General features: G+C 48.2%; 21 protein-coding genes. 15 read left to right on the forward strand and 6 right to left on the reverse strand.

Going from position 1 to position 20,076, the window contains the following annotated elements:
- Nucleotides 1-97: 97 nt before the first annotated feature.
- Together smc and ftsY are read left to right on the forward strand one after the other, a co-directional pair.
- The gene (gene smc, locus E6W40_RS05695) at nt 98-3,667 is read left to right on the forward strand and encodes a chromosome segregation protein SMC (RefSeq protein ID WP_136604596.1); all 3,570 of its coding nucleotides are present in this window, start codon (nt 98-100) and stop codon (nt 3,665-3,667) included.
- Nucleotides 3,668-3,699: 32 nt separating this feature from the next.
- Nucleotides 3,700-4,716, forward strand: coding sequence for a signal recognition particle-docking protein FtsY (gene ftsY, locus E6W40_RS05700; RefSeq protein ID WP_136604597.1), 1,017 nt, complete (start codon nt 3,700-3,702; stop codon nt 4,714-4,716).
- 247 nt (nt 4,717-4,963) lie between these two features.
- Here the strand turns inward: ftsY and E6W40_RS05705 are convergent, their stop codons facing one another.
- Genes E6W40_RS05705 through E6W40_RS05720 form a run of 4 tightly spaced genes read right to left on the reverse strand, consistent with a single transcriptional unit; the run spans nt 4,964 to nt 7,703 of the window.
- The gene (locus tag E6W40_RS05705) at nt 4,964-5,167 is read right to left on the reverse strand and encodes a hypothetical protein (protein ID WP_136604598.1); all 204 of its coding nucleotides are present in this window, start codon (nt 5,165-5,167) and stop codon (nt 4,964-4,966) included.
- 15 nt (nt 5,168-5,182) lie between these two features.
- Nucleotides 5,183-5,605, reverse strand: coding sequence for a hypothetical protein (locus tag E6W40_RS05710; RefSeq protein WP_246072886.1), 423 nt, complete (start codon nt 5,603-5,605; stop codon nt 5,183-5,185).
- A gap of 38 nt (nt 5,606-5,643) precedes the next feature.
- On the reverse strand, nt 5,644-6,645 hold the full coding sequence (locus E6W40_RS05715) for a polysaccharide pyruvyl transferase family protein (protein WP_136604599.1): 1,002 nt from the start codon (nt 6,643-6,645) through the stop codon (nt 5,644-5,646).
- Nucleotides 6,646-6,674: 29 nt separating this feature from the next.
- Nucleotides 6,675-7,703: a glycosyltransferase gene (locus E6W40_RS05720; RefSeq protein ID WP_246072887.1), complete on the reverse strand. Its 1,029-nt coding sequence runs from the start codon at nt 7,701-7,703 to the stop codon at nt 6,675-6,677.
- 304 nt (nt 7,704-8,007) lie between these two features.
- Between E6W40_RS05720 and trhA the strand changes: the two genes are divergently transcribed.
- The 10 genes from trhA (at nt 8,008) to E6W40_RS05770 (ending at nt 15,442) form a co-directional block, all read left to right on the forward strand.
- On the forward strand, nt 8,008-8,655 hold the full coding sequence (gene trhA, locus E6W40_RS05725) for a PAQR family membrane homeostasis protein TrhA (RefSeq protein WP_136604601.1): 648 nt from the start codon (nt 8,008-8,010) through the stop codon (nt 8,653-8,655).
- Between the two features lie 161 nt (nt 8,656-8,816).
- Nucleotides 8,817-9,173, forward strand: coding sequence for a putative DNA-binding protein (locus E6W40_RS05730; RefSeq protein ID WP_136604602.1), 357 nt, complete (start codon nt 8,817-8,819; stop codon nt 9,171-9,173).
- A 24-nt stretch (nt 9,174-9,197) separates the two neighbouring features.
- Nucleotides 9,198-10,580: a signal recognition particle protein gene (ffh, locus tag E6W40_RS05735; RefSeq protein WP_136604603.1), complete on the forward strand. Its 1,383-nt coding sequence runs from the start codon at nt 9,198-9,200 to the stop codon at nt 10,578-10,580.
- Between the two features lie 49 nt (nt 10,581-10,629).
- Complete coding sequence (rpsP, locus tag E6W40_RS05740) at nt 10,630-10,902, forward strand: 30S ribosomal protein S16 (protein ID WP_136604604.1); 273 nt, start codon at nt 10,630-10,632, stop codon at nt 10,900-10,902.
- A 22-nt stretch (nt 10,903-10,924) separates the two neighbouring features.
- The gene (locus tag E6W40_RS05745; protein WP_136604605.1) at nt 10,925-11,155 is read left to right on the forward strand and encodes a KH domain-containing protein; all 231 of its coding nucleotides are present in this window, start codon (nt 10,925-10,927) and stop codon (nt 11,153-11,155) included.
- 183 nt (nt 11,156-11,338) lie between these two features.
- Complete coding sequence (gene rimM / locus E6W40_RS05750) at nt 11,339-11,857, forward strand: ribosome maturation factor RimM (protein WP_136604606.1); 519 nt, start codon at nt 11,339-11,341, stop codon at nt 11,855-11,857.
- A gap of 4 nt (nt 11,858-11,861) precedes the next feature.
- Nucleotides 11,862-12,611: a tRNA (guanosine(37)-N1)-methyltransferase TrmD gene (gene trmD, locus E6W40_RS05755; protein ID WP_136606850.1), complete on the forward strand. Its 750-nt coding sequence runs from the start codon at nt 11,862-11,864 to the stop codon at nt 12,609-12,611.
- A gap of 50 nt (nt 12,612-12,661) precedes the next feature.
- The gene (locus tag E6W40_RS05760) at nt 12,662-14,017 is read left to right on the forward strand and encodes a dipeptidase (RefSeq protein WP_211146971.1); all 1,356 of its coding nucleotides are present in this window, start codon (nt 12,662-12,664) and stop codon (nt 14,015-14,017) included.
- A 188-nt stretch (nt 14,018-14,205) separates the two neighbouring features.
- A complete protein-coding gene (locus E6W40_RS05765) occupies nt 14,206-15,162 on the forward strand; it encodes a GNAT family N-acetyltransferase (protein ID WP_136604608.1) in 957 nt (318 codons plus the stop codon).
- 31 nt (nt 15,163-15,193) lie between these two features.
- Complete coding sequence (locus tag E6W40_RS05770; protein ID WP_136604609.1) at nt 15,194-15,442, forward strand: hypothetical protein; 249 nt, start codon at nt 15,194-15,196, stop codon at nt 15,440-15,442.
- Between the two features lie 60 nt (nt 15,443-15,502).
- Here E6W40_RS05770 and E6W40_RS05775 read toward each other — a convergent pair whose 3' ends face one another.
- Together E6W40_RS05775 and E6W40_RS05780 are read right to left on the reverse strand one after the other, a co-directional pair.
- On the reverse strand, nt 15,503-16,054 hold the full coding sequence (locus E6W40_RS05775; protein WP_246072888.1) for a winged helix-turn-helix domain-containing protein: 552 nt from the start codon (nt 16,052-16,054) through the stop codon (nt 15,503-15,505).
- A 96-nt stretch (nt 16,055-16,150) separates the two neighbouring features.
- On the reverse strand, nt 16,151-17,431 hold the full coding sequence (locus tag E6W40_RS05780) for an MFS transporter (protein ID WP_136604610.1): 1,281 nt from the start codon (nt 17,429-17,431) through the stop codon (nt 16,151-16,153).
- A 402-nt stretch (nt 17,432-17,833) separates the two neighbouring features.
- Here E6W40_RS05780 and rplS point away from each other — a divergent pair, with 402 nt between their 5' ends.
- The 3 genes from rplS (at nt 17,834) to ylqF (ending at nt 19,865) form a co-directional block, all read left to right on the forward strand.
- Nucleotides 17,834-18,178: a 50S ribosomal protein L19 gene (gene rplS / locus E6W40_RS05785; RefSeq protein WP_127599436.1), complete on the forward strand. Its 345-nt coding sequence runs from the start codon at nt 17,834-17,836 to the stop codon at nt 18,176-18,178.
- Nucleotides 18,179-18,327: 149 nt separating this feature from the next.
- Nucleotides 18,328-18,948, forward strand: a complete 621-nt coding sequence (gene lepB / locus E6W40_RS05790) for a signal peptidase I (RefSeq protein WP_136604611.1) — start codon at nt 18,328-18,330, stop codon at nt 18,946-18,948.
- 50 nt (nt 18,949-18,998) lie between these two features.
- Complete coding sequence (gene ylqF / locus E6W40_RS05795) at nt 18,999-19,865, forward strand: ribosome biogenesis GTPase YlqF (protein ID WP_136606852.1); 867 nt, start codon at nt 18,999-19,001, stop codon at nt 19,863-19,865.
- Nucleotides 19,866-20,076 lie beyond the last annotated feature (211 nt).

Raw genomic sequence — 20,076 nt, forward strand, 5'->3', positions numbered from 1 at the left:
AGACTGCTTTTTGCTCTTTCTTCGTTGTTCACCCCGGCTAAACTCCTACATGGCGCGGGGTTATGGTATTATAAGGTTTAGAGGTGATTTGGGAAAAATGTTTTTGAAGCGGATTGAATTAGCGGGTTTTAAATCGTTTGCCGACAAGACTGAAATGGAGTTTGTCCGCGGCATCACAGCGGTCGTAGGTCCGAATGGCAGCGGCAAAAGCAACATTTCCGACGGCATCCGCTGGGTTCTTGGAGAACAAAGCGCCAAATCGCTGCGCGGAGGAAAGATGGAGGACATTATTTTCGCAGGAAGCGATGCACGCAAAGCTGTTAATTTCGGCGAAGTGTCGCTAACGCTGGATAATGAAGACCATGCTTTGTCTCTGGACTTTAACGAGGTCACGGTTACGCGCCGTGTGCATCGCAGCGGGGACAGCGAATATTTTATCAACAAGCAGTCCTGCAGGCTTAAAGATATTACGGAATTGTTTATGGATACCGGCATTGGCAAGGAAGCATACTCCATTATTGGACAAGGCCGGATTGAGGAAATATTAAGTACGCGGTCAGAGGACCGCAGAGGTATTTTTGAAGAGGCTTCCGGAATCGTTAAATATAAATCCCGGAAAAAGGATGCGGTTCGCAAGCTCGATGAAACCGAGCAGAATTTGCTTCGTATCCATGATCTGGTGACTGAACTGGAGGATCAGATTGGTCCGCTTAAGGAACAGTCGGAAAAGGCGATCCACTACAAACAGCTGCGTGAGCAGCTCAAGAATAAAGAAATTTCACTTTATGTCTACCAAATTGAGCAGATTCATGCGGCTTGGAGCGAAGCAAACGCCAAGTTATCCGTTTTGCAGGAGGAACAGCTGCAGCTATCCACCGTTGTATCCGCACATGATGCCAAGCTGGAGAGTGACCGTGCGGCCTTGCGCAAGCTGGAGACGGAAGTAGAGACGCTGCAAGGTGAGCTGCTGCAATATAGCGAAGCCTATGAAAAAAGTGAAGGTTACGCGGAAGTGCTGCGTGAACGCAAACGGAATCTGGAAGCCAACCGGGAACAACTAGCAGGATCGCTAAACACCGGTGATGAAAGGTTTGAAGACAGAAAAGCGGAAATCGCGCTGCTGAAAACCAAGCTGGAGGCTTCCCAGGATGAACTGAAGCAGCTGCGAGATCAGCTTTCTGTTGAAGAAGCCAAACTCGTTGGCATAACCGGGGGAATCAGCCAGCAGCAGGAAGAAAGCCTGAAGGGCAATCTTCTCGAGCTGATGAACCAAATGGCTCAGGCCAGGAACGAAATCCGTTATACGGATCAGCAGCAGGAATCACTGGCCCGCCGGATGAACCGTGCTGATGAGGAAACCGGCAAATGGGAAGGTAAGAAGGAAGAGCTGATGGGCCGCAAACAGCAGTTGGATGCGACTGTTGAAAAGCTCGGCCAGGAGATCCGTGATCTTCGCGGCAGCTACATAACCGAAAGCGAACGCTATCAGTCCATGCAGCGACTGCTTGATGAAAGTCAGGGCATGCTGCGTAAGTGGGAACAAAAGCGGGAAGCTCAAATCTCCCGTCGCGACACCATGAAGGAAATGGCGGATGACTTCGACGGCTTTATGCTGGGCGTTAAAGAAGTGCTGAAGGCTGCACGTAAATCCGTACTGAGCGGTGTTCACGGTGCAGTCGCCGAATTGGTCCGGGTACCGGAACGTCTGGAGCTCGCTGTGGAAACTGCGCTCGGGGCATCGCTTCAGCATGTGGTTATGGACAATGAGGCGGTATCACGCCAGGCTATTGCATTTTTGAAGCAGCGTCAGCTCGGCCGAGCAACCTTTCTGCCGCTTGATGTCATCCGCGCCCGGAATATTTCTTCCGGCGATAGTTCCATGGTGGAAGGTATCGAGGGCTTTGTCGGTATCGCAGCCGATCTCGTCCAATATGATAACAAGTATGCTCCGGTTGTCGGAAGCCTGCTTGGCAATGTCATCCTGGCTGAAAGTCTGGAAGTCGCGAATAAAATCGCAGCCCGCTGCCAGTACCGCTACCGTGTTGTAACACTCGAAGGCGATGTGGTCAATGCAGGTGGTTCGATGACGGGTGGCAGTCAGCATAAGAAGAATAGCAGCCTGCTCGGACGCAAGCGCCAGCTCGACCAGCTGGATCAGGAGATTACAGATACGGAAGCCCAGCTTCGTAAGCTCATTCAAAGCATCCAGGATGTGAAGTCCCAGCTAACCGAGACACAGGAAAAGCTGGACGAGCTTCGTCAATCCGGAGATGAAAAGCGGATCGAAGAGCAGTCTCTATCCGGCGATCTAAAGCAGCTGGAGCATGAGCTTCGGCATGTTCTTGAGCAGGTGGAAACTGCAGGACAGGAAAAGAGTGGCTTTAATGAGGAAAGTCAGGAGCTTCAGAAGACACGCGACGAAGCGGTGAAGAAGCTTGCTCAGCTTGAAGAGGATGAGAAATCGACACATCAGGCGATACAGGCTGCCGAGTTCGCCCGCAAGGCAAGCGAGTCGGCGAAGGAGGAGCTCCAAACTGAGCTTACCCAGCTCAAAGTACGCGAAGGCAAGCTGGATCAGGAATGCTTCTCTTTGGAAGAACAGCTGCGGCGGATGCAAAGCGACTTCAGCTCTCAGGATAAAGAATTGCGGCAGTCGAAAACTTTGCTGGCATCCATTGAAGCTGATCTGGAGACCAACGCAAAGGAATCCATACAGCAAATCGAGGATCTTAACCGGTACAAGCTGAAGAAGGAGCAAGCCTCCGAACAGCTGGATTTCAAACGTGCTGCCCGCATGCAGCTTTCGAAGAAGCTGGAACAGGATGAAAGTGAAACGAAAGAGCAGCGTACCCGGCTCAAAGCCGTGGAAGACCAGCTGCGGCAAACGGAGATCGGGGTGAACCGGCTCGATGTGGAGCTGGAGAACATACTCAGGAAGCTGAGCGAGGATTACGAGCTGAGCTATGAGCTGGCCAAGATGAGATATCCGATTCCGGATGATGTTCCTGGCGTGCAGACTGAAGTCCGTGAACTGAAGCGGGGCATCACCGCTTTGGGTGATGTAAACCTGGGTGCTATCGAGGAGTATCAGCGTGTCAACGAACGATACCTGTTCCTCAGTGAGCAAAAAGAGGATCTGGTTGAAGCCAAAACGACGCTATACGAAGTCATACGGGAGATGGACGATGAAATGTCCAAGCGTTTCAAGGTCACTTTTGATGCCATCCGTCATGAATTCGGTACCGTATTTGTGAAGCTGTTCGGCGGCGGACGCGCCGATTTGGTGCTGCTTGATCCGGAGCATCTGCTTGAGACGGGCATCGATATCGTTGCACAGCCTCCAGGCAAAAAGCTTCAGAACTTGCAGCTGTTGTCCGGCGGTGAACGGGCTTTGACTGCCATGGCACTTCTTTTTGCCATTCTCCAGGTCAAGCCGGTGCCGTTCTGTGTACTGGATGAAGTCGAAGCGGCTCTGGATGAGGCTAACGTCGTTCGTTTTGCCCAGTATTTACGTGAGTTTTCCGAGCAAACGCAGTTTATCGTTGTTACACATCGTAAGGGCACGATGGAAGAAGCGGATGTTCTGTATGGAGTCACGATGGAAGAAGGCGGGGTATCCAAGCTGGTATCCGTCCGACTGGAAAATGAAGAAGCTGAAATAGCCTAACGGCAAACATGCGATAGAGATGGAGGAGACATATGAGCTTTTTTAAAAAGCTGAAAGAGAGCATTTCCAATAAAACAGAATCCGTCACGAACAAATTCCGTGATGGACTGGAGAAAACCCGTAAAGGGTTTGTCGAGAAGGTGACCGACCTCATGGTTCGCCGTAAAAAGATCGACGAGGAATTTTACGAGGAACTCGAGGAGATTCTGATTGGAGCCGACGTGGGCGTGAACACGGTAATGGAGCTGATCGAAGATCTGCGCGCTGAAGTGAAAAAACAGCGGATCGAAAATGCGGCTGAGCTGCAGCCTATACTCTCCCAAAAGCTGATGGAATTGCTGCGCGGCGATGACGACAATGAAATTCGCATGAACCCGGATGGCATCACTGTTATCCTGTTCGTTGGCGTTAATGGCGTCGGGAAAACAACGACGATCGGCAAGCTTGCACACCGTTTCAAGCAGGAGGGCAAAAAGGTTCTGCTTGCCGCCGGCGACACCTTCCGTGCAGGGGCCATTGAGCAGCTTGAGGTATGGGGTGAACGTGCAGGCGTTGAGGTTATTAAGCAGCATGCAGGATCGGATCCTGCCGCAGTCATGTTCGACGCTGTGCAGGCTGCAAAGCAGCGCCAAGCGGATATCCTGATCTGTGATACGGCAGGACGCCTGCAGAATAAATCCAACCTGATGGAAGAACTCAATAAAATCTTCCGCGTCATCCAGCGTGAAATTCCGGGGGCGCCGCATGAAGTACTGATGGTGCTGGATGCAACCACTGGGCAAAATGCACTGAATCAAGCAAAACTTTTTGGTGAGAAGAGTGGTGTTACAGGACTCGTGCTTACGAAGCTGGATGGTACAGCCAAGGGCGGTATTGTGGTAGCCATCCGCCAAGAGCTGAATCTACCGGTGAAATTTGTGGGCCTTGGCGAGAAAATGGAAGATCTGCAGCCGTTTGATTCCCAGCAATTCGTGCATGCTCTCTTTGCCGGGTTGATCCAGGAAGAAGAGCTGGTTTCTGAGACCGAGAATCAGGATGAGCAGGAATAGTTGGTAGTAAATTATAAAAGACTTTGCCCATAGAGAAGCTTGTTTTCCATTCATGGAGAACCGCTCTGTTGGTGCAAAGTCTTTTTTTGAACAGCCCTGGCTATTCCGCTGTATGAGCAGGAGAGTCTTGATCTCATTCTATATGGAGAAGAGTCTGAGTGGGAAAATGCCGAGAGAAGCCGGTTTTTGAGGTATTGTGAAAAGTCTATGGAAACACAAAAGGATGGCAGGAATGCCATCCTTTTGTTCAATCGGTCAATACCCGTACAAACTCTATCGAACGAAGCGGAATAAGAGCAATTTCCCCCGGAGGACCATACATAATGGGAGGTATTTTCATTATCAGGGAAGCCTTGTTTACAGAAATCAGTGTACCGACGATCTGGTCCCCAGATGTCATGATTTCAACCTCCGACCCTGTAAAGCCTCGAACTAACTCTTTAAAATCCATAAACAGCTTACCTCCTTACTGAACCGAATTAATATGGCTGAACGGGATGATCACCAGATCGCCGTTTGCTTCACGAAGCTCAACCGCATCCGCAGCTATAGCGAGAATGATGCCCTGCAAAGACGTTCCGGCCGTTTCAATCCGGACCTTCATTCCGATTTTATGCTTAAGAAAAGTCTCAAGCTCCGGATTTTTCGTCAGCCCGGTGAGGAGCTGATCTTCCAGCTGTTCAACGAGAAGCTCAAGAGCCTCCAGTTTCTTGATCTTTTCTGAGAGCTGAAGAATCTGTTCTTTCAGGTAATGCAGCTGCTGAAGCCCCTCTTGAACATGATGCAGCTGTTTTTTCAGATGCTGGACTTCATGCTCCAAACGGTGAACCTGATGCTCAAGCTCCCGGATTGATTTGTATACATGACTGTTCTTCCAAAAGAACCACATCCACATATCTCCTCCTTATCGATAAATGGCTTATTTTACTAAAAAGCTTCTATTTCTTTTTTGAGCGCTGTAAGCTGCCGCAAGCTGTCAAGCTCTGCTGATCGGATCGAGGCAGCCTGCAGTTTCACTTGGGAAGCACCATGCGCCAAAAATTCATCCACCCGGTCTTTGATTGTCTCAAAGGGGAGCAGATAGTCACAGAAGTACTTTTCCATGCCAAAGGACTCGAGTAAACTCCAAACCTTATTCATCTTGCTCAGTGCAAAAACCGGTTTGCCTGCCCGCAATGCGGCAATGGCGGGATGAAGCTTGTAAGTGATCAAATAATCCACATGCTGGATATAGTTATAGGTCAAGTCGAGCTCCATGAGCATGGGAAGCGTCTCGGCAGAAGCCTTAGGATTCAACTCCTTGATCCGGGCGAGCAGCTTTTGACAGGTTGAGAGATCGGAATACATGTTGGTAGGATGATTAATGACGGGGATAAAAAGTAAATGATACCCTTTTTTCAGCAAATGCTGCGAGAGCCGGACCATGTTTTCAAACGGGAATGACGGGTAGGAAAACACGCATATCCCGATTGTAGGACGATTGGAATAAGCACGGACAGGGTAATCCTGTTCATCATAAGCAAACACAATATCCTGGGCATGCTGGACATGGGAATGAAACTTTGCTTTGGTCGCGATATCGGCGGATCTCTTGTCACGGAAAACGGCTCTGTTCGCCCTGCCGATATAGTCTCTGTAACGGTCGACCTGTTCTTTAGGCCATGTTTCTTCCGGATATTGATCTACGATGCCCACACCATAAACCCAAAGCGGATGATGGATAAGCTCCTTCGGAAAATAATAGGAATTGAAGGAATAAGGTGTAATCAAGTCCCCGCCTCCGACAATCACCCGGTCCACCTCGGATGGATTCATATAACCGTTCCACGGAAAGACGGTATGGTTATCGAAGATTTGCTGTAGGGTTCGCAAGAAAAGATCATCGCCGAAGTTACCCATACCGTAGTACCCGCAAACTGCAATCTTCACGGATTCATTCCTCCTTTTGTTTCTAAGCTTTAGAGTCCTTTCTGTTTCAAGACCTCCATAATCACGTTATGGGCGGCTTCGCCCCGGTCCAGCCAGCGGTTAACGCGGGCAAACGCCACTCTCTCCTCACATAATGCCCGATCATCCGGATGGGAGAGCATGCCCCCGAGCTTCTCCATAAAATCAGCATGTGTTGTTGCGGTCGTGACGTAAGGCTCCATACGGATACATTCCGGCAGAGCGGTTGATAGTACAGGCACACCTGCTGCCAGATATTCATAAGCTTTAACAGGATTTGTTGCGAGGGTAATGGGATGATATTGAAAAGGGATGATGGCCACATCAATATGCTGCAAATACTTCTTCAGCTCCTGATGGGGTTTTTCGCCTAAAATATGCACATTGGACAGACGCTTATAATCCGGGATGTCACCATAGGACGCTCCGATGGATACGAATTGTACATCCGGAAAGGCCGCTGCTGCTTTGGCCATCAATTCGTGATCCAGCCAGTAGGCCCAGGCACCGATATAAGCAACGATTTTTCCGGCAGGAAGATCATGCGGCCGTCCTGCTGCAGGAATATTGAAGAATCCTTCATCGGCACCATTGGGAATCAATGTCAGCGGCTTATCCGGATAGGCCAGAGAGAGTCTCATGCGGATATTCTCAGCTGTACATACCAAATGATCCGCGGCATCGACCATTTTAGGCTCGTATTTAGCCCATTGCGGAAATTCATCACAACAGTCATAGATCACAGCATCGGGACTGAACAAGGAAGCAAGCCTTGTCCGTTGTCTGGCCCAGGTCGTCCATCCGATGACCGGCTGTGACTTCCTCAGATGGCGAAGCTTCTGTCTGACGAAGGCATGATGATCAGTGAACAAGAACACATTGGGCTCGACTTCGACGAGTTCCCGGTCCAGCGGTGCGAGATTTTCAAAGAAAACCTGATGCCCTTTGGCTCCCAGCTGAGTGAGAAGCTGCTGCGGGCGCTGCCTCATATAGGTCCAGTTCATCGTTTTGGGGTAGATAATGATTGCCACCGTATACATACCTCCTTTCTTGACATACAGAAAATATAAATTCTGGGGGTCCCCGCAAAGTACCTGAACAGACCTTCAGAGCAAGGCGTCACTTTGTGAGGTGATCTTGTGAGTCATTGAACAATATATGTTCTGCTGCTCGATTAGCTTGGATATAGTGACCATTTTTAATAGATTTAGTGATCAGCCTGTACAGAATATTCTGCTTTTGACCTTCTATTAGACATCCTGGCGCAGCTGGATTTGCGAGAGTGGAAAAGGAAGGGGAGGAAAGGTTATAATGTTAAGAAAAGAAACAATGAGAGGATTACTCATGGCAAATACGCATACCTACAGTCGTAGGGAAGAAGTGGCCAATGCCATTACCCACGGAATCGGAGCGCTGCTCAGCGTAGTCGCGCTTGTGCTGCTTGTTGTCTTTTCGACGATGAAAGGAACGGCTTGGCATGTCGTCAGCTTTTCGGTCTATGGAACAACCATGCTGATTCTGTATCTGAATTCCACGTTGGTTCACAGTTTTAAAGAGGGTAAGATAAAGGATTTGTTTGAAATTTTTGACCATTCCTCGATATATCTGTATATCGCGGGTACGTATACGCCGTTTATGCTGGTGGCTGTACGCAGTCCGCTCGGATGGACCCTGTTTGGAACGGTTTGGGGCATCGCGATACTGGGCTGTATATTCAAAGCCTTCTTTACAAAACGCTTTCTGTTCATGTCGACGGTTTTTTATCTTCTGATGGGATGGATGATTGTCATCGTCTGGGGACCGTTGACCGCGGCGATCGCGCCAGGCGGCATTGCCCTTCTTGCCGTGGGCGGTCTTTTATATACGCTGGGTACCATTTTTTACGTATGGAGGGGATTCCCATACCATCATGCGATTTGGCATTTGTTCGTATTGGCAGGAAGCATCGTCCATTTTTTTGCGGTACTGATTTATTTGCTGCCATGGTCATAACAGCTTGATCTTGAAGCAGTGAAACAGCCGAAAGAGACCGTTGAAAAAATCAAAGGGAAGATGACAAGGATAAATGCTTGACATCTTTCTTTGTTTTTTGTATGATAATGAACGTTAATGAAGTGTAAAGTGTTTTTCCTTGACGAAGGGAGTGCCCCTGAATGAGTCAGGAGAATAGGCTCGAGAAAACGAACCGAATCAATCAGTTATTTGACTTCTATGAACTTTTGTTGACAGAGAAGCAGCAGACGTTCCTTAAATATTACTTTCATGATGATTTTTCCCTTGGGGAAATTGCGGCCGAGTTCGAAATCAGTCGGCAGGCAGTATATGAACACATTAAACGCGCCGAGCAAGTGCTTGAGCTGTATGAGGAAAAGCTCGGACTATTAAAAAAGCATGACCGGCGTATACAAGAGCTGGAAAAGCTGCGTGGGCTGGTGAACGCCAGCAGTATGGAACAAGATAAGAAAACGAGCATAAATGAAATTGTGGATGTATTAGGAGCATGGGAATAAAGCAAATGAAGGAGGTGGCGGTCCATGGCATTTGAAGGATTGACTAGCAGGCTGCAGAATGTGTTCAGCAAGCTGCGCGGCAAGGGTAAGGTATCCGAAGATGATGTAAACGAGGCAATGCGCGAGGTGCGTCTTGCTCTCCTGGAAGCCGACGTCAACTTTAAAGTCGTCAAGGATTTCGTTGCCAAGGTGAAGGAGAAAGCCATCGGTACGGATGTGATGGAGAGCTTCACGCCTGGCATGGTGATCATTGACATTGTCAACAAGGAGCTCACCGAGCTCATGGGTGGAAGCCAGGCGAAGCTGGCAAAGGCGAACAAGCCGCCAACCGTGATTATGATGGTCGGCCTGCAGGGTGCAGGTAAGACCACGACATCCGGTAAGCTGGCGAAGATGCTGCAAAAGCAGAACCATCGTCCGCTGCTCGTCGCAGGCGATATTTACCGTCCGGCAGCCATCAAGCAGCTTCAGGTGCTGGGTGAACAGATCAACGTGCCTGTATTCTCGCTGGGTGACAAGACAAGCCCGGTTGAAATTGCCAAGCAAAGCTTGCAGCATGCAAGAGACAACGGCCATGATTATCTGATTGTGGATACTGCCGGCCGACTTCATGTCGATGAAGAGCTGATGGAAGAGCTGCGTCAGATCCACAGTGAGGTTAAACCGGATGAAGTGCTGCTCGTTGTTGATGCAATGACAGGCCAGGATGCCGTCAACGTGGCGGATACGTTTAACAAACAGCTTGAACTTACAGGTGTTGTGCTTACCAAGCTGGATGGCGATACACGTGGCGGTGCTGCTTTATCCGTTAAGGCTGTAACAGGCTGCCCGATCAAATTCGCCGCGCTGGGTGAGAAGATTGATGCCCTGGAGCCTTTCCATCCAGAACGGATGGCTTCACGGATTCTCGGAATGGGCGATATGCTGTCCCTGATCGAAAAGGCACAGTCTAACATCGATACCGAGAAAGCGAAGGAAATGGAGCGCAAAATGCGCAACGCCGAATTTACGTTCGACGATTTCCTGGAGCAGATGGAGCAGGTTAAAAAGCTTGGCCCAATCGATCAGATTATGGATATGATCCCCGGTATGGGCAAGCTTAAGCAAGCGAAGGACCTGAAGGTCGACGAGAAGCAAATGGGACGTATTGAAGCCATTGTTCACTCGATGACCAAGGCAGAAAAGCAGAGTCCGGACATCATCAACCATAACCGCCGCAAGCGGATTGCAACAGGCAGCGGTACTTCGCTGGCCGAGGTTAACCGCCTGATCAAGCAATTCGATGAAATGCGCCGGATGATGAAGCAGTTCTCGGATATGATGGGTCCAAAAGGACCTAAAGGTAAAGCCTTAAAACAGCTAAAAGGATTAGCTGGCAAAGGCGGAATGAAATTCCCGTTCCGTTAATGCCTGAGAATACATGATTTTATTTATTTTGTTGAAGGAGGTGAATTTCGTGGCAGTACGTATTCGTCTGAAACGCATAGGTGCTCATAAGGCTCCTTTCTACCGCATCGTGGTATCGGATTCCCGTTCCCCGCGTGACGGCCGTTTTATCGAAGAAATCGGTTACTACAACCCGGTTCAACAACCGGCTGAAGTTAAAATCGATGAAGATAAAGCTCTTGCATGGCTCCAAAATGGTGCACAAGCATCCGACACCGTTCGCAACTTGCTTAGCAAAGCGGGCGTAATGAAGAAGTTCCATGAGCTTAAGCAACAGAAATAATGACTGATTGTGAGGGTTATCTATGGAAGAATTAGTTGGAGTTATTGCTAAGGCTTTAGTGGATCATCCCGAAGATGTCACCGTGAAGAAGGTGGAGAAAGACCACCTGGTTGTATATGAACTGACCGTGCATCCTGATGATGTGGGTAAGGTTATCGGCAAACAGGGCCGGATCGCCAAAGCGCTTCGCACGGTTGTCACTTCAGCAGCAGTCAAAATGGATAAACGCGTAACCGTGGATATTATATCTTAAAGGTATACGGAGGGGGTTAGGATGCATTTCCTAGCCCTTTTTTGATATATTAAGAAAGGGATACAAGTATGCCCGGTCTTATATATTCAGAGGAAAACGCATGCCGCCCCTGGGAAGCGGGTGGAGCGTTTTCTTTTCCGAACCTGAAGGTTTGGATATAGCAACGAATGCCAGGAGGAAGATATGCCGCAAATACTTATGAATGTAGGCAAAATTGTCAACACACATGGAATCAAAGGGGAGATTAAGGTGCTGCCCCATACGGACTTTCCGGAGGTTCGCTTCGCAGAGCAGAATGAACTTCTGTTAGTGACCGCTGATGGAAAGGCACCACTGCCCGTAATCGTTCAATCTTCCAGATTTCATAAGAACATGTACATCGTCAAGCTGGAAGGGTACGATAATATTAATGAAGTTGAGAAATTCAAGGGAAGCATGCTGAAGGTTACCCAGGAAGATGTAGTGGAGCTGCCTGAAAACGAGTACTATTTCCACCAAATTATTGGCTGCAAGGTTGTTACGGATGAAGGTAAAGAGCTTGGTGTCATTACCGAAATTCTAATACCTGGAGCAAATGATGTTTGGGTGGTGCAGCCGACTAGCGGCAAAAGCATCCTTATTCCCGTCATTGATGACGTCGTGCTGGATGTTAACGTGAAAGAGCAGAAAGTGCTCGTTCATATTATGGAAGGACTGCTGTAGCATGATGAAGGTGGATGTGCTGACTCTTTTTCCGGAAATGATGGATGGCGTGTTTCGCTCAAGCATTCTGGGGAAGGCGCAGGAAAAGGACATTGTAAGCCTGAATGCGGTTAACTTCCGGGATTATTCGGGGAACAAGCATAGTACGGTGGATGATACTCCATACGGCGGTGGTGGCGGCATGGTGTTAAAGCCTGATCCGATTTTTTCCGCTGTCGAGGATCTGCTGTCCCAAACCTCCGCTGCCCCCCGGATCATTCTCATGTGCCCTCAAGGAGAGACCTTTACCCAACAGAAGGCAGAAGAGCTTTCTGCGGAAGAGCATCTCATCTTCATCTGCGGTCATTATGAGGGCTATGATGAACGGATCCGCGAGCATCTGGTCACGGATGAGCTGTCGATCGGCGATTATGTGCTCACAGGCGGTGAATTGCCGGCGATGGTTGTCATTGATTCCGTCGTGCGGCTGCTGCCGGGCGTTTTAGGAAATGAAACTTCTGCCTTAACGGATTCGTTCAGCACGGGGCTCCTCGAATATCCGCATTATACCCGGCCCGCAGAATTCAGGGGTTGGAAAGTGCCGGATATCCTGCTGAGCGGCCATCATGCCAACATTGAGATTTGGCGCCGCGAGCAGGCATTGAAGCGTACGCTGCAGCGCCGTCCTGATCTGCTGGACAAAATGATACTTAGTGATCAGGACCGTAAGGTCATCAAGCGTTTGCAGCAGGAACAGCAGGAAAGCCGCAGTTAAACGGAGCTTTCCCGCTGTATTTTTGATATTATCATTTAAGGAGGATACCCATGGATTACAAAGGTTATTTTCAGGACAATAGAGACAAGCATTTGAATGAACTGAAGGAGTGGTTATCCATTCCAAGCATATCGGCTCTTTCCGAGCACAAACCGGATGTCAAAAAAGCGGCAGATTGGCTTGCCGATACAATGACCCGCGCTGGACTTGAAAATGTCAAAATTCACGAAACCAAAGGACATCCGATTGTGTATGCCGACTATCAGCATGCTGAAGGCAAACCGACCGTCCTTGTATATGGACACTACGATGTACAGCCGGTAGATCCGCTGAATTTGTGGGAAACGCCACCATTTGAGCCGGCTATCCGCGAGGGAAAGCTGTTTGCCAGAGGAGCAACAGACGACAAGGGTCAGCTATTCCTACATATCAAAGCAGTGGAGGCCATTCTTTCGCAGGAAAAGGAACTTCCTGTCAACATCAAGTTCTGCATCGAAGGTGAAGAAGAAGTATCGAGCCCGAACCTGCCGAGTTTCCTTGAAGCCAACCAAGACATGCTGCAAGCGGATGTAGTACTCATCTCCGATACCTCGCTGCTTGAAAAAGGAAGACCGGCAATTTGCACGGGTCTCCGTGGTCTTTGCTCTCTGGAAGTTGCCCTGCACACGGCTAACACCGACCTGCACTCGGGAAGCTACGGAGGCGGCGTGCCCAATGCTTTGCATGCCCTAATCAGCCTGCTGAATTCCCTGCATGATGAAAATGGCCGGGTAAGCGTTGAAGGCTTTTATAAAGGTGTGCTTGAATTGACACCGGAAGACCGGGAAGAATTCAAAAAGCAGTCCACCGATGAGAACAAGCTGAAGAAGGATCTGGGTTTGGACGAGCTGTTTGGCGAGGAAGGCTTCACCTTTGTGGAAAGAACCGGTGCCCGTCCTACACTCGAGCTTAACGGCGTCTATGGCGGCTTCCAGGGTGAGGGCAGCAAAACCGTCATTCCGAAGGAAGCACATGCCAAAATTACCTGCCGTCTGGTTGGACATCAGGACCCGCAGGACATTCTCGACAAAATTGAGAAGCATATCAACAGCCATGTGCCAACGGGTGCAAAGGTGACTGTAGTGCAAATGGAAAAAGGTAATCCGTTTACCATTGATCCTTCCACACCGATTCTCCAAAAGGCTGCTGATGCCTATGAGCAGGTGTATGGAACACGTCCCGTATTCACCCGCGACGGCGGATCGATTCCGATTGTAGAGACGTTCTCACGCGTGCTTGAAGCTCCTGTCGTCTGCATGGGCTTTGGTCTCCCGGATGAGAACCTCCATGCGCCTAACGAGCATTTCAATCTGGAGAACTTCGACCAGGGTCTTTTGACCATCGTAGATTTCCTCAAAAGAGTATAATATCGACGGCAAACAAACTGCCGGCTTGCAAGGGGACTCCTTTGCTGCCTGCAGTTTGTTTTTTGTTTATTTCTCTTAAAAGGTTGATGCCGCCTCATATTTAAAATATAATTTTGATATATGAAATAAAATTTTATTTTATTAATACTATTTTGAAATATTTATTCTAATTCCTGGAGGGACTAATCGTGAACATTATTCCATTGGATGAGAAATGGCTTGAACCAATGTGTGAGCTTTGGAATAAGGAGCTCGGAGATCATTTCCCTATGCGTGAACAGCTCATGCGGCAAAATACATTTCAGGATGAGAACGTTTACTTGGGAGGTTCCAAGCTTGCGGTCAGCGAAGATGGTGAGCTTATAGGATTCGTTATCGCGAAAAAATGGCAGGAGCAGCAGCGTGAAATGCGCTTAGGCGACGGCGGTGGCTGGATTCAGGCTATCCTGGTACGGAGCGATGCCAGAGGACAAGGAATCGGAAGCAGCTTGCTGGAGCAGGCAGAGAGAGCCCTCCGTGATGCAGGGGCAGAGCTGGCTTACATCGGAAGAGACCCATGGCATTATATTCCTGGGATACCGAAATCTCTGCCTGACGCAAAGGCCTGGTTTGAGCGCAAGGGCTATGAAGTATTGTATGAAGTGTTTGACCTTGTAAATCAAACCAGCAAAGAAAACGGGCAGCGGCAGGAATACGTGGAAGGTGCATATTCACGGCTGCTGGAACAAAAGGACAAGGAAGAGATGCTCCGCTTTTTCAAACGCTGCTTTCCTGGACGCTGGTATTATGAGGCGCAGTGCTACTGGGAACGTGGTGGACAAGGCCGGGAGTTCATTGGTCTATTTGCAGGCGATGAAATGATCGGTTTTTGCAGAGTGAATGATGCTGAGTCCCCTCTGATTGCTCAAAACACATATTGGGCGCCTCTTTTTGACAGTCCTCTTGGAGGAATCGGACCGCTTGGCGTGGACGATCGTTTCCGCGGAAAGGGTTATGGTCTTGCCATCGTTAAGGATGGAGTGGCGGAGCTGACTAATCGCGGCATGAAGCATTTGGTGATCGACTGGACTGAGATTGTTGATTTCTATGCTAAGCTTGGCTTTTCGGTCTGGAAAGGGTATGATCTCGCCAAGAAGACATTATAATAGTCGTTTTATTGCTAAAGGAGGAAGAGTAATGGGATTTCTAAAATCAATTTGGAGATTTTTTGTCCCCAGAGAGAGAACGCTCATCTTCACTTCTTTTCAGCAGGATGATTACGCGAGAATCAAAAACCGGCTGCAGCAAAGTGGCATTCCCCACCGGTCGCGTATTGTAAACTGGGACGGCGGCCGTGGATTCTCGCACACAAGAAGGATGCAGTATTCCATCTATGTGGACAAAGCAGATGAAAAATCTGCAGTGGAAGCAGCAGGATCAAAATAATGTAACGCAGAAAAAAATCCCTGGGTGAATAGCCCGGGGATTCTTTTGGGTTGTGCTGGTTTAATTATCTAACGTTTTGGCAATGGTTGTGAAAATATCGTATTTTAACTGATCGGGACTTTTGCGCTTTTGATTCTCATTCAAAAAATGATTCATCCGTTCAAAAAAACTTTTGGCTTCCTCCTCCGTCAAATAGACTTCGGAATGGGTCAGGTTGCCGAAAGGCTTCTCGCTGCTTTGAGCTTTTATAAAATTCTTTTTGTTCTCATCATATAGATCGGAAAGCAGCTTTTGCGTTTCCGACAAAAATATTTTCTTCGCAGCTTCGTCCGCGCCATCATCGCGCTTGATCCGTACTGCACCTTTAAATGACTCATAATATTTGGCGTTAATGCCGTTGATTTCCTTCGTGTGTACCAAAGTTATCAGGCCTATACTTTCAAGCTTCTTGGCATGGTAATAAACTTTTGCGGGAACTTCACCCATGTCATCGGCAATTTCTTTAATCGTAGCCGGGTGGTCCATCCGCTGGAAATGATTTAATATTTTCATCCGGTAGGGATCAGAATATATCCGTATTTCTTCTATCGTGCTCAGTTCCTTCGTCTCCAATACAAACGCACCTCATCATTTCTTGCATTTTCAATAAGCTTATTATAAAGCTCGAACTGATAAAGCACAAAGAATGTTTATTTTTAGAACAAAATATCACACGCTCATAAAGCTTTTTTGTGTCAGGAGTATTAGACCCGGAATGATCATTAAAATACCAAAGACAAGAAATAGAACATCCACGCTGAACCATGCACCGGCAAAGCCGGCAATCAATCCGCCGAGCGGCATGGCACTGGTGCTGATCATGCTGGATAATGCACCAACACGCCCAAGCATTTCATGCGGCGTTACTTCCATCATGTAAGTAGAGACCGGTGTATTGACAAAAGAGATGGCGAGACCCATGCCGAAGCAGAATAGCGTTGCTGTATATAGTGGATACAAGGTGACCAACGATGGAACATAGAGAAGCCCATAGCTTACTCCTAGCAATAGGTATCCAAAAACAATCAGTGTACTCTTTTTGTATTTAGCCCCTTGCTGGCTGACCCATAAACTGCTGAGGATCATGCCTACAACCAGACTGATCCCAAGCAGGCTTAGCCCAAATGGGCCGGCATGCAGGATTTCTTTGACATACACGGGCTCCAGTACATTGTAAGGTGTGAGACAGAAATTGACGAAGGCAGCGGCGAGCATGGTCAGAAGGATCATTTTTTGTCCTTTAACAAATAGCAGACCGGATTTAAATTCGGACCAATAGGTTTTTTTAGGCTTTTCTGTTTTTACATGATGAGGGACTTCAGAGGGTTCTTCTTCAAATCTAGGACGGACCCGGAAAAAGAGAAGCGCTGCAACCAAAAAGGTGAGAGCATCAGTGATCATGGCCCCGGATACTCCAATCAGAGCGATCAGTCCTCCTGCTGCTGCCAGTCCGGCGAGTTCGGCGGTACGGGCAGCTGAAGAAGTTAACGAATTACCGCTAAGCAGCAGCTCCTTAGGGAGAATACGCGGCACGAGTGACATTTCTGCGGGTGTGGAGAAGCATTCAAAGGAGGAATTGATAAAAGTGAAGAAGAACAAATGCCATGGCTGCAGATAACCTAAAAAATAAAGCAGCGCTGTCAGCAATACCATGATACCCCGGCCTGTGTTCGCAAGAATCACGATCTTTTTCTTGGACCAGCGGTCTACCAATACGCCCGTAAACAGACTAAACGCAATTCCGGGGATGAAGTTGAGGGAAAAAAGGGTCCCCATGAGTACTTCAGAGCCTGTCAGCACATAAACCATCCAGCTGTAGGCGATCGAATCGATCGAATCTCCAAAGCGCGATATGATTTTCGCTGCCATCATAATCAGATAAGACCTGTGTGCGCTTAGCGCACGAATACCTTGCCGCGGTTGCGGTTGAACCAGAACCGTTTCACTCATTGGGGACAACTCCATTCAACATTTGTTAACGTTAAAATAATTTTAACGATAAATTTATTTTATTCATATTCGTATAAATTGCAAGGGTTTTTTTGGGATTTTTTTTAAAGCTGTGTATCTAGGCCTGTCTGCAAAATCCCGGCAGGTTTGGATAGATAAACAAAGCTTCATATAGAGAGGAGAATCAAGATGCAATAGATGGCTTGTTAAATTGACCTGCCTATTCAACGGCCTTGTTTCTGTATCTATAGGCTCATCCAGTTTGTTGTTGCAAACTATAATACGGGTGTGTTACAATTAACGCTGTTGTGTGGAATACGGTGGTCCGCTGCGGATGATGAAGGAGAACAGCTGGTTTTCCGGAAGAGGCAAGAACACCTGTACGGAAGGAGGGAGTCCTAGATGAATATCCTACAAGCGATCACTCAAGAACAGCTTCGTAAAGATATCCCGAGTTTTCGTCCTGGCGACACTTTAAAAGTGCACGTTAAGGTAATCGAGGGATCTCGCGAACGTATTCAGTTGTTCGAGGGTGTTGTAATTAAACGTCGCGGTGGCGGAATCAGTGAGACTTTTACAGTTCGTAAAATTTCTTACGGTGTTGGTGTGGAAAGAACTTTCCCGATCAACTCGCCTAAAATCGAGAAAATCGAAGTGGCTCGCCGTGGTAAAGTGCGTCGTGCGAAGCTTTATTATCTTCGTGAACTACGCGGTAAAGCAGCGAGAATTAAAGAAATTCGCCGTTAATAAACGGACAACGACAGAGGGCTTGATTTCAAGCCCTTTTCGTTTTAGGATAAGAAATGTTACGGCTCCGTATAGGAGCTTTTCTTTTCGGCAAAAAATGAAAATGCGTGGGACGCATTCAAATGTTTTCAAGGTGAGGACGGTGAAGTATGCAGCAGGACATTCAGAATGATGGGGTGGAACTTGGGGAGCAGGATCGTAAACCACCCAAAAAAGCGAAAAATGAAGTTGTGGAATGGCTTAAAGCGATTGTGATTGCTCTAATTCTGGTGGCTCTCATCCGCTGGCTTCTCTTTAAACCGTTTATTGTGGACGGACCTTCGATGCAACCTAATTTCCATACCGGAGAGCGGCTCATCGTCAATGAAATTCTGTATGATATCCGGGCTCCGCACCGCGGGGAAGTCATTGTATTCCATGTTCCTTCTGAAGGAAAAGACTTCATCAAACGGGTTATCGCCGTTGCAGGCGATACGGTGAAGGTGGAAGGCGATACCGTATTGGTGAACGGCAAACCAGTCAATGAAACCTACATACAGGGCGCTATGGATACGAGTCATAAAGCAGGTCAACTGTATAACGACAAAGACTTCCCGAACAGCGCATTTCCTGATGGTAAAGTGCCTGAAGGCCATATATTTGTCATGGGTGATAACCGTTCAGACAGTACGGACAGCCGTATGATTGGATACGTGCCGCTTGGCGACATCGTAGGGCGTGCAGATTTGATTTTCTGGCCGGTCAAGGATGTACATTTAATTAAACATTAAACAATCCACCGATGCAGCGGCTGGTTGTAGGCAAAAATGAGGTGATGACGGTGACGATTCAATGGTTTCCTGGTCATATGACAAGAGCGCGCCGCCAAATACAGGAAAAGCTGAAGCTGATTGACGTGGTCATCGAGCTGATCGATGCCCGTCTTCCGCTGTCCAGCCGCAATCCGATGATTGACGAAATATTGCAGGGCAAGCCGCGGCTCATCATTATGAATAAAGCGGATCTTGCGGATCCCGCGGTCACTAAGCAGTGGCAGGATTATTTTAAGGAGCAGGGCCATACGGCTTTTCCTGTAGACGCATCCACAGGAACCGGAGTAAAGGATATTCCGGGTCAGCTGAAACTGCTCCTGAAAGAAAAGATAGACCGGCAAATTGCCAAAGGTATGAATCCGAGAGCCATTCGGGCACTGATTGTCGGTATTCCGAATGTCGGCAAATCCACGCTGATCAACCGCTTGGCCGGACGCAGCATCGCCGCAACAGGCGACCGTCCGGGTGTTACCAAAGGCCAGCAATGGATCAGGGTAGGCGGCGAGATCGAGCTCTTGGATACACCGGGTATACTCTGGCCGAAATTTGAAGACCAGAATGTGGGCTACAAGTTGGCGGTGACGGGAGCAATTAAGGAAGAGATCCTTAATGTGGAGGATATTGCTTTTTTCGCGGTGAAATATCTGATCAGCTACTATTGGGACTCATTCCGGGACCGGTTTGAGCTGGAAGACAGCACTCCGCATAATCCGGATGATAGCGATGAAATCGTAGCGATCATGGAAGCGGTTGGCCGTAAACGGGGCTGTTTGATCAGTGGAGGAAGGGTTGATCTTGAAAAAGCTTCCCGTACACTGCTGCGAGAGCTTCGTGCCGGTAAGATGGGCCGTTTCTCCATGGAGTCCCCTTATTAATTGGCGAATGAAATAAAGTGAATAAAAGAGTTATAAGAAAGCCGCCGAAAGGCGGCTTTTTTGTTGTTTGAAGCATATTCTGTAACATGTAGAAGGAAATGGATGTAAACGATATTAAGATATGGTAATCTCGAATGGAATGAACTAGAATCATTTTTAATTGTAACGGTCCACCTTTTGAAATGATTGTTCATTATTTGAAATCATTCTA

This window comes from Paenibacillus dokdonensis (genome assembly GCF_004916975.1).
GTDB classification, from domain to species: domain Bacteria; phylum Bacillota; class Bacilli; order Paenibacillales; family Paenibacillaceae; genus Paenibacillus_AQ; species Paenibacillus_AQ dokdonensis.